The organism is Pseudomonas sp. Pseusp15 (assembly GCF_059492165.1).
In genome coordinates this window covers 1,693,976-1,709,768 of the sequence record NZ_CP168523.1, presented here as the reverse complement: position 1 = coordinate 1,709,768, position 15,793 = coordinate 1,693,976, and the positions used below count along the sequence as shown (strand labels likewise).

Annotated in this window: 13 protein-coding genes; 8 read left to right on the top strand and 5 right to left on the bottom strand. The window is 60.9% G+C overall.

Annotated elements, in window-relative coordinates:
- Nucleotides 1–17 precede the first annotated feature (17 nt).
- Together ACEN8R_RS07835 and ACEN8R_RS07830 are read left to right on the top strand one after the other, a co-directional pair.
- Complete coding sequence (locus ACEN8R_RS07835) at nt 18–575, top strand: PQQ-dependent catabolism-associated CXXCW motif protein (protein ID WP_477742954.1); 558 nt, start codon at nt 18–20, stop codon at nt 573–575.
- 57 nt (nt 576–632) lie between these two features.
- Nucleotides 633–1,298 carry a response regulator transcription factor gene (locus tag ACEN8R_RS07830; protein ID WP_018929713.1) on the top strand — a complete coding sequence of 222 codons (666 nt, stop codon included), beginning with the start codon at nt 633–635 and terminating at the stop codon, nt 1,296–1,298.
- Between the two features lie 144 nt (nt 1,299–1,442).
- On the opposite strand, the gene nahK is transcribed toward ACEN8R_RS07830, so the two are convergent.
- The 4 genes from nahK to ACEN8R_RS07810 form a co-directional block, all read right to left on the bottom strand.
- Nucleotides 1,443–4,079: a hybrid sensor histidine kinase/response regulator NahK/ErcS' gene (nahK, locus tag ACEN8R_RS07825; protein WP_495624730.1), complete on the bottom strand. Its 2,637-nt coding sequence runs from the start codon at nt 4,077–4,079 to the stop codon at nt 1,443–1,445.
- On the bottom strand, nt 4,009–5,172 hold the full coding sequence (gene nosP / locus ACEN8R_RS07820) for a nitric oxide-sensing protein NosP (protein ID WP_019648886.1): 1,164 nt from the start codon (nt 5,170–5,172) through the stop codon (nt 4,009–4,011). Before nosP ends, nahK begins: the two co-directional genes overlap by 71 nt.
- A 282-nt stretch (nt 5,173–5,454) precedes the next feature.
- Nucleotides 5,455–6,639: a porin gene (locus ACEN8R_RS07815; RefSeq protein ID WP_086946228.1), complete on the bottom strand. Its 1,185-nt coding sequence runs from the start codon at nt 6,637–6,639 to the stop codon at nt 5,455–5,457.
- 208 nt (nt 6,640–6,847) lie between these two features.
- Complete coding sequence (locus tag ACEN8R_RS07810) at nt 6,848–7,654, bottom strand: sulfite exporter TauE/SafE family protein (protein WP_495624729.1); 807 nt, start codon at nt 7,652–7,654, stop codon at nt 6,848–6,850.
- Between the two features lie 163 nt (nt 7,655–7,817).
- Between ACEN8R_RS07810 and ACEN8R_RS07805 the strand changes: the two genes are divergently transcribed.
- Nucleotides 7,818–8,681, top strand: a complete 864-nt coding sequence (locus tag ACEN8R_RS07805; RefSeq protein ID WP_495624728.1) for an MBL fold metallo-hydrolase — start codon at nt 7,818–7,820, stop codon at nt 8,679–8,681.
- A 66-nt stretch (nt 8,682–8,747) separates the two neighbouring features.
- Here ACEN8R_RS07805 and bkdR read toward each other — a convergent pair whose 3' ends face one another.
- On the bottom strand, nt 8,748–9,236 hold the full coding sequence (bkdR, locus tag ACEN8R_RS07800) for a Bkd operon transcriptional regulator BkdR (RefSeq protein WP_017339472.1): 489 nt from the start codon (nt 9,234–9,236) through the stop codon (nt 8,748–8,750).
- Between the two features lie 185 nt (nt 9,237–9,421).
- Here bkdR and ACEN8R_RS07795 point away from each other — a divergent pair, with 185 nt between their 5' ends.
- From ACEN8R_RS07795 to ACEN8R_RS07775, 5 genes are all read left to right on the top strand, one after another.
- Nucleotides 9,422–10,657: a 3-methyl-2-oxobutanoate dehydrogenase (2-methylpropanoyl-transferring) subunit alpha gene (locus ACEN8R_RS07795; protein ID WP_018929723.1), complete on the top strand. Its 1,236-nt coding sequence runs from the start codon at nt 9,422–9,424 to the stop codon at nt 10,655–10,657.
- 1 nt (nt 10,658) lies between these two features.
- Nucleotides 10,659–11,717 carry an alpha-ketoacid dehydrogenase subunit beta gene (locus ACEN8R_RS07790; protein WP_495624727.1) on the top strand — a complete coding sequence of 353 codons (1,059 nt, stop codon included), beginning with the start codon at nt 10,659–10,661 and terminating at the stop codon, nt 11,715–11,717.
- Nucleotides 11,718–12,992, top strand: a complete 1,275-nt coding sequence (locus tag ACEN8R_RS07785) for a dihydrolipoamide acetyltransferase family protein (RefSeq protein WP_495624726.1) — start codon at nt 11,718–11,720, stop codon at nt 12,990–12,992.
- 3 nt (nt 12,993–12,995) lie between these two features.
- Nucleotides 12,996–14,381, top strand: coding sequence for a dihydrolipoyl dehydrogenase (lpdA, locus tag ACEN8R_RS07780; RefSeq protein WP_477742948.1), 1,386 nt, complete (start codon nt 12,996–12,998; stop codon nt 14,379–14,381).
- Nucleotides 14,382–14,697: 316 nt separating this feature from the next.
- Nucleotides 14,698–15,717 carry a branched-chain amino acid aminotransferase gene (locus tag ACEN8R_RS07775; RefSeq protein ID WP_018929727.1) on the top strand — a complete coding sequence of 340 codons (1,020 nt, stop codon included), beginning with the start codon at nt 14,698–14,700 and terminating at the stop codon, nt 15,715–15,717.
- The last annotated feature ends 76 nt before the right edge of the window (nt 15,718–15,793 follow it).

Sequence of the window (15,793 nt, the reverse complement as noted above, 5' to 3'; positions counted from 1 at the left end):
TATAAGGACTGACCCCTATGCCGCGTGCCCGACGTGTTCTGTTGCGCCCTGCTCTCGCTGCGCTGTCGCTGAGCCTGTTGCTGGGCACCGCGCAGGCCGAAACAGCGCTGTTCTCCGCCGACGGTTATCGCATCGGCCTGTACCGCAGCCCGACCCCGACTCAGCTTCAGGGCGCGAGCATCATCGACACGCCCGCCCTGCAAGACCTGCTCAAGCAGACACCCCCGCCGGTGCTGATCGACGTCTACCGCCGACAATGGCTGCAAGGCCGCTTCATTGAAGACCAGCCCCACGAAAACCTGCCCGGCAGCCATTGGTTGGCCAATACCGGTGACGGCGATCTGACGCCCGACTGGCAAGACTATTTTGCGCGTAACCTGAACACATTGACCGCTGGCGATCACACGCAACCGTTGGTCTTTTACTGCCGCTCCGATTGCTGGTTGAGCTGGAACGCGGTAAAACGCGCTGCTTCCATGGGCTATAAAACACTGTATTGGTACCGCGACGGACTGGATGCCTGGCAAGCGGCGAATCTGCCCGTGACGCAGGCGAAGCCCGAGCCTTTTCCCTGACTTGAGCATTTGCGTGTTGTTGCCACACCCTGAAAAAAAATAATGAGGTGAAAGGCCATGTACAAAATTCTGATTGCCGACGATCACCCGCTGTTTCGCGAAGCCATTCATAACGTCATCAGCGACGGTTTCCCCGGCAGCGAGGTCATGGAAACCGCCGACCTCGACAGCGCCCTGGCCCTGACCCAGGAGCACGACGACCTGGACCTGATCCTGCTCGACCTGAACATGCCCGGCATGCACGGCCTCAATGGCCTGATCAACCTGCGCAACGAGGCGCCGACCATTCCGGTGGTGATCGTCTCGGCCGAACAGGACAAGCAGATCGTGCTGCAAGCCATCACCTATGGTGCGGTGGGGTTCATCACCAAGTCCTCGCCACGGGTGCAGATGACCGAAGCCATCCAGCAGATTCTCAATGGCAATGTGTACCTGCCGCCGGACATCATCCGCACGCAAAAGAGCGGTGCCAGCCGGCGCATGAGCGAGACCCCGAGCTTCCCGCCGGAGCTGCTCCAGGCGCTGACCCGCAAACAGCTGCTGGTGCTTGAACGCATGACCAAGGGCGAGTCGAACAAACAGATCGCCTACACCCTGGAAATCGCCGAAACCACGGTCAAGGCCCACGTCTCGGCGATCTTGCGCAAACTCAATGTGCACAACCGGGTGCAGGCGATATTGAGTGCCGGGGATATTGATTTCGGGTCGTATTTGCGGCGGTAACTGCCCGGTTTGAAAGCTGACCTGTGGCGAGGGAGCTTGCTCCCGCTCGGCTGCGAAGCAGTCGTCAATCCAGGCGACTCGGTGGTTTGTAAAGGGCCGCTTCGCGCCCCAGCGGGAGCAAGCTCCCTCGCCACAGGTTCGGTGTTATCTGGATGGGCCGAGCAAATGACTCATCGCCGTCTTGAGCTTCATCGGCCGCACCGGTTTGTGCATCAGGGTGTGGCCCAGTTCGCGGATCTGTTGCTTGAGTTCGTTGCTGTAGTTGGCGGTGATCATCATCGCCGGGATCGCCGAAGCGCGACGGGCGTTGATGCGGGCCACGGCGTCGACACCGTTCTGCTCGTCATCCAGGTGATAGTCGGCGATCAACAGGTCGGCTTCGGCGTGATAATTATCCACTTGCCGCGCCAGATCCTCCTCCGACAGCGCCGTAACCACCCGGCAGCCCCAACCTTCGAGCAAGGTGCGCATCCCGGCACAAATTGCCGCGTCGTTGTCCAGCACCCACACCCGTGCACCGCGCAGGCGCTCGAGCATCGGTTCACTCATCAACAAACTCGGCAATGCCTTCGGCGCCGTGGCGCTCAAAGGCACTTCGACGGAAAACATCGAGCCCTTGCCCGGCCATGAACGCACGTGAATCCGGTGGCCAAGAATACGCGCGATTTTCTCGACGATCGCCAGGCCCAGCCCCAAGCCGCGATCTTGATCGGGGCGCTGTACGTCACCGCGTTTGAACTCCTGAAAAATCTCCTCCAGACGGTTCTCGGCAATGCCCATGCCGCTGTCCCAGACTTCGATGGTCAGCCGCTGGTGATGGCGCCGGCAACCGAGTACCACCCGCCCGCTGTAGGTATAGCGGATTGCGTTGCTCAGCAGGTTGCGCAGGATCCGCGCGAGCAATTGAATGTCACTGCGCACCAGCGCCGAACACGGGATGAAATGCAGCTCGAGGCCTTCACTGCGGGCCACTTGGGTGTATTCGGCGGCCAGGTTTTCCAGCAATTCGCTGAGGGCGAACGGCGCAATGTCGGCCTTGATCACCCCGGCATCCAGTTTGGAAATGTCCACCAGTGTGCCCAACAGGTTTTCCACGTCTTCCAGGGAATTGCTGACATTGCGCACCAGATTCTCGTTGGCCACCGGTTCCCGGCGCTCCAGCAACGCGCTGGTAAACAATCGTGCGGCGTTGAGCGGTTGCAGCAGGTCGTGACTGACGGCGGCGAGAAATTTGGTCTTCGACAGGTTGGCCTGCTCGGCCTCGAGCTTGGCCTCGCGCAAGCGTGATTCCACGCGGCGGCGCTCGTCGATTTCGCGCAGCAATTGGTCATTGAGGGTGGTCAGTTCGGTGGTGCGTTCGCGTACCCGCAACTCAAGGTTCTGATAGGCCTGATGCAGCGCCTCGGCGGTACGGCGGCGCTCGGTGATGTCGCGGATCAACACGAAAATCCCCACCACTTCCCCGCTGGCCAGGCGGTTGGGCACATAGGAGCGCAGCATGTAGCGCTCCTGATTGTTGATGTTGGTTTCGGCAAACTCGAACGTCACGCTCTCGCCGGCCAGGGCACGAGCCACATAGGCCTCGAGGCGCTGATAGTGCTGCTCGCTGTGCACTTCGCGCAGGCTCTGCCCGAGCATCACGCCCCGGGGCCAGCAGTACCATTCTTCATAGACTTTGTTGGTGAACTCATAGACCAGATCGGCATTCAGGTAGGCGATCAGCGCCGGCACATGGTCGGTGATCAAGCGAATCCAGCGCTCGCTTTCGCTGAGGGCTTCGGCATGCTGATAGCGTTCGGTGATGTCGGTGAAGGTGTTGACGAAGCCGCCGGTGGGCAACGGATGGGTGCGGATTTCCAGGACCCGGCCATCGTAGAGGCGCTGCTCGCATTCCTGCACGTACCGCCCGTTGGCATCGCGACTGGCCGGGGTCAGCAGGTTCAATTCGCTGTCGGCGATCACTTCGGCGAACGGCCGATGAGCCGCCACCGGGGCCAGGCCACTGAGTTCCAGGAAGCGCCGGTTCCACAACTCCAGAATGCCCTCGGCGTTGACCATCGCCACCCCTTGGGACAGGTTGTCGACCGCCCGTTGCAATAGGTGCGATTTCTGCGCCACCGCCTGCTCGCGGCGCAGGGTTTCGCTGAGTTTGACGTCGGTAATGTCGGTGAACAGGATCACCCGCCCGCCTTCCTGGGTCGGCCGCTCGCTGACTTGCAGCCAACGGCCATTGTGCAGGCGATAGAGCAGGCTTTCGTCGACAGGCGACCGGGGTTCTTCACTAAACAACCCGGTCGAAGTCATCAACCGTTTGACCTCACTCAGGCGCATGCCCGCGTTGATCCGTACCCGGCTGTTACCCCAAAACGCCTTGAAACGGCTGTTGAACAGCACGATCCGCTGCTCGGCATCGAACAGCACAAAAGCGTCGGAGATGCTTTCAATGGCGTCGATCAAGTGTTGATGGGCGGTTTCGGCCCGTAGTCGCGCTTCGCTGAGCAAATGGTTGCCAGCCTTGAGTTCGGCCATGGCCTGGTTCAGGGCGTCGGTGCGCTCACGCACCTGTTCGGCCAGCACCACCGAATGCTGGAACGCCGCATACGGGTCGTTGCCCCGGGTGATACCGGACTCGATGCGTTCGATCAACGCGTCATTGATGCGCTGCAATTTTTGGTTCTCGTGCCGCAGGCTGGCGATTTGCGCCTGAAGGTCAGCGCTGTCCAGGGGCGCGTCCTCGGGCAATGGCGACCCCGGTGAAGGTCTGGTTGATGTGCATGCCATTGAACTGTTCTCCGTAGGTGTTGAAACCCATCACCCGCTGGTCCCGCAAAAACGCGCCGATCTGCTCGAGACTGCCGGCGTCTTCCAGTTCCAGGCGCCGGAGAAAACAGTCACAGCCGATGGTCAGCAACAAGTCCCCGAGACGCTCGCGCAAGCCCTCGAACAGGCCTTGCAGATTCGGCAGCATGGGGCCGGGTTTCATGACGGTGAGGACGATGCCGTTTTCCACCGCACAGTAGAAACTCAGGCTCAGGTCTGGGTGAACCTGCTGGATCGCCCGCACGTAATACTGATCGTTGATCCGTACCGCCAATGGGTGTGCGGCAAAGGTCCGGTAATCGAGGTCGGCCACCGGCACGCCGATATGCCGGGCGTACTCCTCGGCGGCCGGTTCGGCGTTGAGTTCGAATACCCGGCGCGAAGTGCTGTCGGCAGCGGTGACCACCAGTTTTTCGGCCCTGGGCAGGATGTGGTGGGTGGTGAAGACTTCAAAGTCCAGCCAGGTATTGACCAGCACCACCACCGCCGCGCCGCTGTGAAACTCGCCGCCGAAATACACATGAGTGTGGGTCAGGTAATTGTCGTCGCCGGCCGAACCGCCGAAATGCGGAATATCGCCCAACGCCGCGCTCAAGGCCGCGAGCACCATTTCTTCACGACTGGACAAGCCATCGAGCAGGGTCAGGGCGAAGCTGTTGCCCTTGATCGGCGCCAGGGTATTGCTGCGACAACCGCTGACCAGGCGCTCGACCATTTGCTGGGCATCGATCAGGCTGAAATGCTCCATCTCATCGATCAGTTCGGTAGAGATGGAAAAGTGCCGATGATCGAAGCCCACCGCCGTCACGCAGCTGCGGCCATAACCTTGGGGGGTGATTTCGCCGGCACTGGTGCAGCCCACCAGCCGAATGCCGCCGAAGCTCTGCTGCAACGCCTGCCCCAGCGCCTGCAAGTCGTACTCGGCGGAACAGAAGAACAGCACGAAGCCCAGATGCGGGTGCAGGAGTTGTCGCGCCAGATCCTGCGCCGCTTGCTGGGCATCGATGGCCTGGGACATGGCACTGACCACACCGTCGCTCTGAACCTGCTGCATCGTCGCCCCTCGCCTGTATGAGGCTCGAGTGTACGAAGCCTGCGGGCGGCGACGAATGCTACTTGGGTAGCGGGTGGGTGGTTCGATGGGATGAGAATGGTGGCCTGATCAGTGGGTGACTAGCGCAATTGTGGCGAGGGAGCTTGCTCCCGCTGGACTGCGAAGCAGTCCCCCGAATACTGGCCGATGCGCGACCAGGATCGGGGCCGCTGCGCGACCCAACGGGAGCAAGCTCCCTCTCCACAGAAAGCGCTCTCGCCACAAGGAGTGGTTAGTCAGCCCCTACCAGGTCAACACCGCCCCCACCGCAAACGTATCGGTGTTTTCATTCTGGGCGCTGGTGTCGTGGCCGTTGATTTCGAACTGGTTGTACTCGGCCACCAGCTTGAGGTTGTCGTTGACGTCATGGAACAGCGCAACGCCGCGAGTCTCATAATCGGCGCCGCTGCCGACCACGCCGTTACCGTCGTCCTTGGTCTTGCCATAAGACAAGGCCAGACGGTTCTTGCCCAGTTTGTAGGAGCCCTGCAACAGGTAACCGTTGCTGTCGACATTGCGCAGGGTCGGTTCACCGGCATTGTTGGTGAAGAACGGGTTAATGCCTTTGGCCTGGAAACCGGAGCCGGTCAGCGACAGCCCGCCCATCTTCGCCTGCAAGCCATAGCCGACGCCTTTGGAGGTGACGGACCCGACGCTGGAATCGGTGTTGTCCGAGGTCTGGTAGCTGCCGTTGAGCCAGCTGTAAATCTTCGCCCCGCCGAGGTCGAACTGATAGGTGATCTCGCTCTCGGTGCGCGGGTTCTTCTGGTACGCCTTGCCGGTTGCGCTGCTGTCGTTGGTGTCGACCGGGTCCATGATCCCCACCGCCACCCGCAAGCCGTCCATCATCGGGGTGCGATAGGTAATCTGCGAGGTCGGGAACGGGTACGGATAACCGCTGCCGATGTTGCCGAACGACACCCCGCCGCCGTCCACCAGGCCCAACGTATCGCTGACCTGACCGTAACCAGAGAGCAGTTCGTCGAGCAGGATGTTGGAACGGGCAAACAGGCCGAAATCCTTGCCGATCAACACCTCGCCCCATTCCGGGTTGGCCACCGTGCCGTAGAACTGCCGCACGTCAATGGCGGTGTTGGTGCCGTTGGTTTCGCTGTCGTTGATGGTCACCCAGAACGAGGCCCGGGCGCCGAGCTTGAGGTCATCGACCTGCTTGCCCATGTTGAAACCCAGATAGTTAGGCAAAAAACCCATCTTCACCCGCGCCTGGCGCCGGTCGTACTGATCGCCGGCCCGGTCCACGTTGCTATTGACGTAGAAGGCGTTGATGTAGCCATCGGTGGAGAAAGTGGTCTGGTCCTTGTCGTACAGCATGATCTCAGCCTGGACCATCGAGCTCAGGCCCAGGGATGACAGACTAACGATGAAAGCCGGCAAGAAACGATGCTTGAAATTCTTATTGTTGTGCATGACGCGCTCCGCTACGGGGACTTGATGTCGGAGGCGATTATCGAAAGCGGACAGGCGGCGTCATACGCTGCCTTGGGGGCGGTTGTCGGGTGCTTTGGGCTGGCCGGTAGCGCGCGGCAAATTCGGTGTAAGACCGCCCGTCGGCCAGGCCCGGAACTTAGGGCGTAAGCCTGCGGGCCACACAGACGTCCACAGGAACCGGTGCGCGCTAGGCGAGTGCTCTAAACAGCATGTAAACGGCAACCACCACGCAGACGCTGGCAAAGCCGATCTGCAACCCTCGGGCCGGCACCCGCGCGCAGAGTTTTCGGCCGAGGATCATCCCGACGATGCTGGCGACAATGAACGACACGCCCAAACCATCGATCCGCACCCCGGCGTGAAACGCGCCAATCACCCCGATGATCGAGATCAGGCTGATCACCATCAACGACGTGGCGACGATCCCGCGCATCTGCACATCGGTCAGTTGCTTGAACGCCGGCACTATCAGAAAACCGCCACCGACCCCGAGCAACCCCGAGACCACACCAGTGACCGCGCCGAGCGCGGCGAGGGTCGCGGTGCATTTGGCGGTCCAGGAAAAACGCCCGGTCTGCTGATCGAGCATGCAGTTCTTCTGGCCCCAGTTGGCGTGGCCGTGGTCGCTGGGGCCGGCATCGAGCTTTTCCGGGCGCAGCATCCGCCAGGCCACCATGACCATCAGCAGACTGAACAGGATTTTCAGGATCTTTTCCGGCAACTGATGAGCGAAGTAGATACCCACCGGCGAAAACACCGCGCCAAGCAAAGCAATCAACAGCGCCGCGCGATAGCGCACCAGACCATGGCGCAACCCGTCGATCGCACCGATCCCCGCCGCACTGCCCACCGCGAACAAGGCGACGGGCGCCGCCTGGGTCATGGTCAAACCCAGCCCGAGCACCAGCGCCGGCACCGCAAGAATACCGCCACCGGCGCCAGTCAAACCGAGCACCAGGCCCATGACCAGGCCAAAAAAACTTGCCAACAACATAAAACACTCATGATCCGCGAAAAAAGGCCGGGGACGCCCGGTATCGATTGAGTGACAGGATAGAGCCCGCACAGTTTTTTTCATTAATTGAATTGATGCGGGGCTGGTCAACGCAGGGAAAATGAAACTACCCTCAAGGCTTGTCCAAACAGAAACAGCCACCATGCCCGCCTTGATTGAAGCCTTCCTCGACCCCGCATCCAAGACCTACAGCTACGTGATCTACGAGCACGATGGCGGGCACTGCGCGATTGTCGACCCGGTGCTCGATTACAACGCCGCCGCAGGGCGCACTTCGACCGTCCAGGCCGACAGGATCATCGCCTTCGTTCGCCAACACCAGTTGCAGGTGCAATGGCTGCTTGAAACCCATGCCCACGCCGACCACCTGTCGGCCGCGCCTTATCTGCGCCGGGAACTGGGGGGCAAGATTGCGATCGGTCAGTCGATCAGCAAGGTTCAGGGGGTGTTCAAGACACTGTTCAATCTTGAACCAGGATTCAGGACCGACGGTTCGCAGTTCGATCACCTGTTCGCGCCGGACGAGTCATTCCGCATTGGCAATCTCAAGGCCACGGCCCTGCATGTGCCAGGGCATACTCCGGCAGATATGGCTTATTTGATCGACGGCGATGTGATTATGGTGGGCGACACGTTGTTCATGCCGGACGTCGGCACCGCGCGTTGCGACTTCCCCGGCGGCAACGCCAACCAGATGTTCGCCTCGATCCGCAAACTGCTGGCCTTCCCCGCCAGTGTGCGTCTCTTCGTTTGCCACGATTACCCGCCCGACAGTCGCGCTCCACAGTGCCAGACCACGGTTGGCGAGCAGCGTAAAAGCAACATTCATATCCACGATGGTATTGATGAGGCCGCCTTCGTCGCCATGCGTACCCAGCGTGACGCCGGTTTGTGCATGCCGACGCTGTTGCTGCCGGCGATTCAGGTGAATGTGCGGGCGGGGAATTTGCCGCCCGCGGAAGACAATGGCGTCACTTACCTGAAGATCCCCCTGAACCAACTCTAGCCCCGAACGCTGCCTCGCGGTGCTCGACAGCTGCTACGGCTGCTACAGCCGCTACAACTGCGATCGTCAATTGGCCAGGGTCAGGCCGTTGGCTGGCAACGGCAACGCCGTCTTGTAGCGCACTTGCTTGAGCGCAAAGCTCGAACGAATGTTCGCCACCCCCGGCACCTTGGTCAGGAAGTCCATCATGAAGCGCTCCAGCGACTGGATGGTCGGCACCAGCACGCGGATCAAATAGTCCGGGTCACCGGCCATCAAATAGCACTCCATCACTTCCGGGCGATCCGAAATCGCCTCTTCGAAATGCTGCAGCGCCTCTTCCACCTGCTTCTCCAGGCTGACGTGAATGAACACATTCACATGCAGCCCCAGCAAGTCGGCATCCAGCAACGTCACCTGCTCGCGAATCAGCCCTAATTCTTCCATCGCCTTGACCCGATTGAAGCACGGCGTGGGCGACAGGTTCACCGAGCGCGCGAGGTCGGCGTTGGTGATGCGCGCGTTCTCCTGAAGGCTGTTGAGAATGCCGATGTCGGTACGGTCCAGTTTGCGCATGAGACAAAAACACCTGTTTTTTATGTTTATGCAGATTTTTTATCCTCAAATGACCTCCAGCGCAACGAAACACAGAGAAATATTCTTCTTGGCCCGGCCTATGATTGTTGTAGGACAAGAATTCTTTTACCGAAGAATGACTGCCAGCTCACTACAAGAAATTCACAAGATCGAGCGTAGAAGCCATGAACCAAGCGTACGAACCGCTGCGCCTGCACGTTCCCGAACCTTCGGGCCGTCCCGGCTGCAAAACCGACTTCTCCTACCTGCATCTGACCGATGCCGGCACGGTGCGCAAACCCCCAATCGACGTAGAACCGGCCGATACCGCTGATCTGGCCAAAGGCCTGATTCGCGTGCTCGACGACCAGGGCAATGCCCTCGGCCCATGGGCTGAAGGCGTACCCGTCGAGATCCTGCGTAAAGGCATGCGCGCCATGCTCAAGACGCGGATCTACGACAACCGCATGGTGGTCGCCCAGCGCCAGAAAAAAATGTCGTTCTACATGCAGAGCCTCGGCGAAGAAGCCATCGGCAGCGCCCAGGCCCTGGCCCTGAACATCGACGACATGTGCTTCCCCACCTACCGTCAGCAAAGCATCCTGATGGCCCGCGAAGTGCCGCTGGTGGACCTGATCTGCCAACTGCTGTCCAACGAGCGCGATCCGCTCAAGGGCCGTCAGTTGCCAATCATGTACTCGGTCAAGGAAGCCGGTTTCTTCACCATCTCCGGCAACCTCGCCACCCAATTCGTCCAGGCGGTGGGCTGGGGCATGGCCTCGGCGATCAAGGGCGACACCAAAATCGCCTCGGCGTGGATCGGCGACGGTGCCACCGCTGAATCGGACTTCCACACCGCCCTCACCTTCGCCCACGTGTACCGTGCGCCAGTGATCCTCAATGTGGTCAACAACCAGTGGGCGATCTCGACGTTCCAGGCGATTGCCGGCGGTGAAGCCACCACCTTTGCCGGACGCGGCGTCGGTTGCGGCATCGCCTCCCTGCGGGTCGATGGCAACGATTTCTACGCGGTCTACGCTGCATCCGCCTGGGCTGCCGAACGCGCGCGGCGCAACCTCGGCCCGACCATGATCGAATGGGTCACCTACCGTGCCGGCCCGCACTCGACCTCCGATGATCCTTCCAAATACCGTCCGGCCGACGACTGGAGTCACTTCCCGTTGGGTGACCCGATTGCTCGCCTCAAGCAGCACCTGATCAAAATCGGTCAGTGGTCCGAGGAGGAACACGCCGCTGTCAGCGCCGAACTGGAAGCCGAAGTGATCGCCGCGCAGAAAGAAGCCGAGCAGTACGGCACCCTCGCCGGCGGTCAGATTCCGAGCGCCGCGACCATGTTCGAAGACGTCTACAAAGAGATGCCGGAGCACTTGAAGCGCCAGCGTCAGGAGTTGGGGATCTGACATGAACGATCACAACAATAATATTCAGTTGGAAACCGCCATGACCACGACCACCATGACCATGATCCAGGCCCTGCGCTCGGCCATGGATGTGATGCTTGAGCGTGACGACAACGTCGTGGTGTTCGGCCAGGACGTGGGCTACTTCGGCGGCGTATTCCGTTGCACCGAAGGGCTGCAGAACAAGTACGGCACCTCCCGCGTATTCGATGCACCGATCTCCGAAAGCGGCATCGTCGGCGTCGCCGTGGGCATGGGTGCTTACGGTTTGCGGCCAGTGGCCGAGATCCAGTTCGCCGATTACGTGTACCCGGCGTCGGACCAGATCATTTCCGAAGCGGCGCGCTTGCGTTATCGCTCGGCCGGCGAGTTCACCGCGCCGATGACCCTGCGCATGCCCTGCGGCGGCGGCATCTATGGCGGCCAGACTCACAGCCAGAGCATCGAGGCGATGTTCACCCAGGTCTGCGGCTTGCGCACCGTCATGCCATCCAACCCTTACGACGCCAAAGGCCTGCTGATCGCCTCCATCGAAAACGATGACCCGGTGATCTTCCTTGAGCCAAAACGCCTGTACAACGGCCCGTTCGACGGCCACCACGACCGCCCGGTAACCCCGTGGTCGAAACACCCCGCCGCGCAAGTGCCGGACGGCTACTACACCGTACCGCTGGATGTTGCCGCCATCACCCGCCCGGGCAAGGACGTGACCGTGCTCACTTACGGCACCACCGTCTACGTCTCGCAAGTCGCCGCTGAAGAAACCGGCATCGACGCCGAAGTCATCGACCTGCGCAGCCTGTGGCCGCTGGACCTGGAAACCATCGTCAAGTCGGTGAAGAAAACCGGACGCTGCGTAGTTGTTCACGAAGCGACCCGTACCTGCGGATTCGGCGCCGAGCTGGTCGCGCTGGTGCAAGAGCATTGCTTCCACTACCTGGAAGCGCCAATCGAGCGCGTGACCGGTTGGGACACCCCCTACCCGCACGCGCAAGAGTGGGCGTATTTCCCTGGTCCGTCCCGTGTGGGCGCGGCTTTGCATCGGGTTATGGAGGTCTGAATGGGCACGCACGTTATTAAAATGCCGGACATTGGCGAAGGCATTGCAGAAGTTGAATTGTCTCAGTGGCACGTCAAGGTCGGCGACATGGTCGTCGAAGATCAGGTGCTGGCCGATGTCATGACCGACAAGGCGATGGTCGACATCCCCTCGCCGGTGAACGGCAAGGTGATTGCACTGGGCGGACAGCCGGGCGAAGTCATGGCGGTCGGCAGCGTGCTGATCAGCATTGAAGTCGAAGGCGCGGGTAACGTTAAGGAATCGACTGCGCCAGCGGCTGTTGTTAAAGAAGCACCTGTGGCGGCGCCGAAAGTTGAAGCCGTCGTAGAAAGCGCACCGGCTGCAGCGGCCCCGCGTCCGGCTGCCGCTTGCCAAGGACCGATGGTCGCCCGCGAAGCCGACGAACGTCCGCTGGCCTCCCCGGCCGTGCGCAAGCATGCGTTGGACCTTGGCATTCAACTGCGCCTGGTGCGTGGCAGCGGCCCTGCCGGGCGGATTCTGCACGAAGACCTCGAAGCTTATCTGGCTCAGGGTCAGTCGAACGCATCGACGGCCACCGCCGCTTACGCCCAGCGCGACGACGAACAGCAAATCCCGGTGATCGGCATGCGCCGCAAGATCGCCCAGCGTATGCAGGACGCCACCCAGCGTGCCGCCCACTTCAGTTACGTCGAAGAAATCGACGTAACCGCCGTCGAAGAGCTGCGTGCGCACCTGAACGAAAAACACGGCGCGACCCGTGGCAAGCTGACCTTGCTGCCGTTCCTGGTGCGCGCCCTGGTCGTGGCCCTGCGCGACTTCCCGCAGATCAACGCCCGTTACGACGACGAGGCCCAGGTCATCACCCGCCTCGGCGCGGTGCATGTGGGCGTCGCCACGCAAGCCGACATCGGTTTGATGGTGCCGGTGGTGCGTCACGCCGAAGCCCGCAGCCTGTGGGACAACGCCGCGGAAATCTCCCGCCTGGCAACTGCCGCACGCACTGGCAAGGCCAGCCGCGATGAGCTGTCCGGCTCGACCATCACGCTGACCAGCCTCGGCGCCCTGGGCGGCATCGTCAGCACGCCGGTGCTGAACCTGCCGGAAGTGGCGATCGTCGGCGTGAACAAAATCGTCGAGCGACCAATGGTGATCAAAGGCCAGATCGTGATCCGCAAGATGATGAACCTCTCCAGCTCCTTCGATCACCGCGTGGTCGATGGCATGGACGCGGCGCAATTCATCCAGGCCGTTCGTGGCTTGCTCGAACAACCCGCAACGCTGTTTGTGGAGTAAGGAATGCAACAGACTCTAAATACTACGCTGCTGATCATCGGCGGCGGCCCTGGCGGCTATGTGACGGCGATCCGTGCCGGTCAATTGGGTATTTCGACCATTCTGGTGGAAGGCCAATCGTTGGGCGGCACCTGCCTGAACATCGGCTGCATTCCGTCCAAGGCGTTGATCCACGTCGCCGAACAGTTCCATCAGACACAGCACCACAGCCAATACTCGGCGCTGGGTATCAGCGTATCGGCGCCGACCCTGGACATCGGCAAAAGCGTCGAGTGGAAGGACGGCATCGTTGATCGCCTGACCACTGGCGTCTCCGCGCTATTAAAGAAGCACAAGGTCCAGGTCATCCACGGCTGGGCGAAAGTGATCGACGGCAAAACCGTTGAGGTCGGCGACACGCGGATTCAGTGCGAGCACCTGGTGCTGGCCACCGGTTCGACAAGCGTCAACCTGCCGATGCTGCCGATTGGCGGGCCGATCATCTCCTCCACTGAAGCCCTGGCGCCGAAAAGCGTGCCGAAACGGTTGGTTGTGGTCGGTGGCGGTTACATCGGTCTGGAGCTGGGGATTGCTTATCGCAAGCTCGGCGCCGAGGTCAGCGTAGTCGAGGCGCAGGATCGTATTCTGCCGGCTTACGATGCCGAACTGACCCATCCGGTGCACGAAGCACTCAAACAACTCGACGTGAAGCTTTACTTGAAGCACAGCGTTGAAGGCTTTGATTCTCAAAGAAATTCACTGCAAGTTCGCGACCCGAACGGCGACATCCTGAATCTTGCAACCGATCAGGTGCTGGTGGCCGTCGGTCGCAAACCCAACACCCAGGGCTGGAACCTCGAAACCTTGAACCTGGACATGAACGGTTCGGCGATCAAGATCGACAACCGTTGCCAGACCAGCATGCGCAACGTCTACGCCATCGGCGACCTCAGCGGCGAACCGATGCTCGCCCACCGGGCCATGGCCCAGGGCGAGATGGTTGCCGAACTGATCAGCGGCAAACACCGCGAATTCAACCCGACCGCCATTGCCGCCGTGTGTTTCACCGACCCGGAACTGGTGGTGGTCGGCAAGACCCCGGACGAGGCCAAGGCTGCGGGGCTGGACTGCATCGTGTCCAGCTTCCCGTTCGCCGCCAATGGCCGGGCGATGACACTGGAGTCCAAAAGTGGCTTCGTTCGGGTCGTGGCGCGGCGTGACAATCATCTGATTATTGGCTGGCAGGCGGTGGGTGTGGGTGTTTCGGAGTTGTCGACCGCGTTCGGTCAGAGCCTGGAAATGGGCGCCCGACTGGAAGACATCGCCGGCACCATCCACGCGCATCCGACGCTCGGCGAGGCGGTGCAGGAAGCGGCGCTGCGTGCGTTGGGGCACGCGCTGCATCTGTAACCGCTCAACTGTGGCGAGGGAGCTTGCTCCCGCTGGGCTGCGAAGCGGCCCCAACCGCGTCACTGCGATCTGCCTGATGCACCGCAGTGTCCGGTTTTACCAGTGCTGCGCACCGGAACGGGAGCAAGCTCCCTCGCCACAGGGTTTCGAATGATGAAAGATCGGCGACAAGTTTCATGAGCTGGCTAAGAAATCTGCCAATCACCCGATAGTCCGGGCTGCGATTTAGGCCCGGAATGAAGTATTGTTGTCCCCATCCAGAAAAATGTCAGAAGCCTTGAACCGTTTCGACGGTTGTTAAGTGATAGAGGGTGTCATGGGTAACGAAAGCATCAATTGGGACAAGCTGGGTTTTGACTACATCAAGACAGACAAGCGCTATCTGTCGCACTGGCGTAATGGCGAGTGGGACAAAGGCACCCTGACCGAAGACAACGTGCTGCACATCAGCGAAGGCTCGACTGCCCTTCACTATGGCCAGCAGTGCTTCGAAGGCCTGAAGGCCTACCGTTGCAAGGACGGTTCGATCAACCTGTTCCGCCCGGACCAGAACGCCGCCCGCATGCAACGCAGCTGCGCGCGCCTGCTGATGCCGCAAGTGTCCACCGAACAGTTCATCGAAGCGTGCAAGGACGTGGTCCGCGCCAACGAGCGTTTCATTCCGCCTTACGGCACCGGCGGCGCGCTGTACCTGCGTCCGTTCGTGATCGGCGTGGGTGACAACATCGGCGTGCGTACCGCACCCGAGTTCATCTTCTCGATCTTCTGCATCCCGGTCGGCGCCTACTTCAAGGGCGGCCTGACCCCACACAACTTCCAGATCTCCAGCTACGACCGTGCCGCTCCACAAGGCACCGGCGCGGCCAAGGTCGGTGGCAACTACGCCGCCAGCCTGATGCCAGGCTCCCAGGCCAAGAAGGCGCACTTCGCCGACGCCATCTACCTGGACCCGATGACCCACACCAAAATCGAAGAAGTCGGCTCGGCCAACTTCTTCGGGATCACCCACGACAACAAGTTCGTCACCCCGAACTCCCCTTCGGTGTTGCCGGGCATCACCCGTCTGTCGTTGATCGAACTGGCCAAGACCCGTCTGGGCCTGGAAGTGGTTGAAGGTGACGTGTTCATCGACAAGCTGTCCGACTTCAAGGAAGCCGGTGCATGCGGTACTGCCGCGGTGATCACCCCGATCGGCGGCATCAGCTACAACGACAAGCTGCACGTGTTCCACAGCGAAACCGAAGTCGGTCCGGTCACCCAGAAGCTCTACAAAGAGCTGACCGGTGTACAGACCGGCGACATCGAAGCGCCAGCGGGCTGGATCGTCAAGGTTTGATCTGACGCCACAGTCCGTTTGAACACAAAAGCCCGGCCATCACATTGAAGGCCGGGCTTTTTTTCGCCCGCGTTTC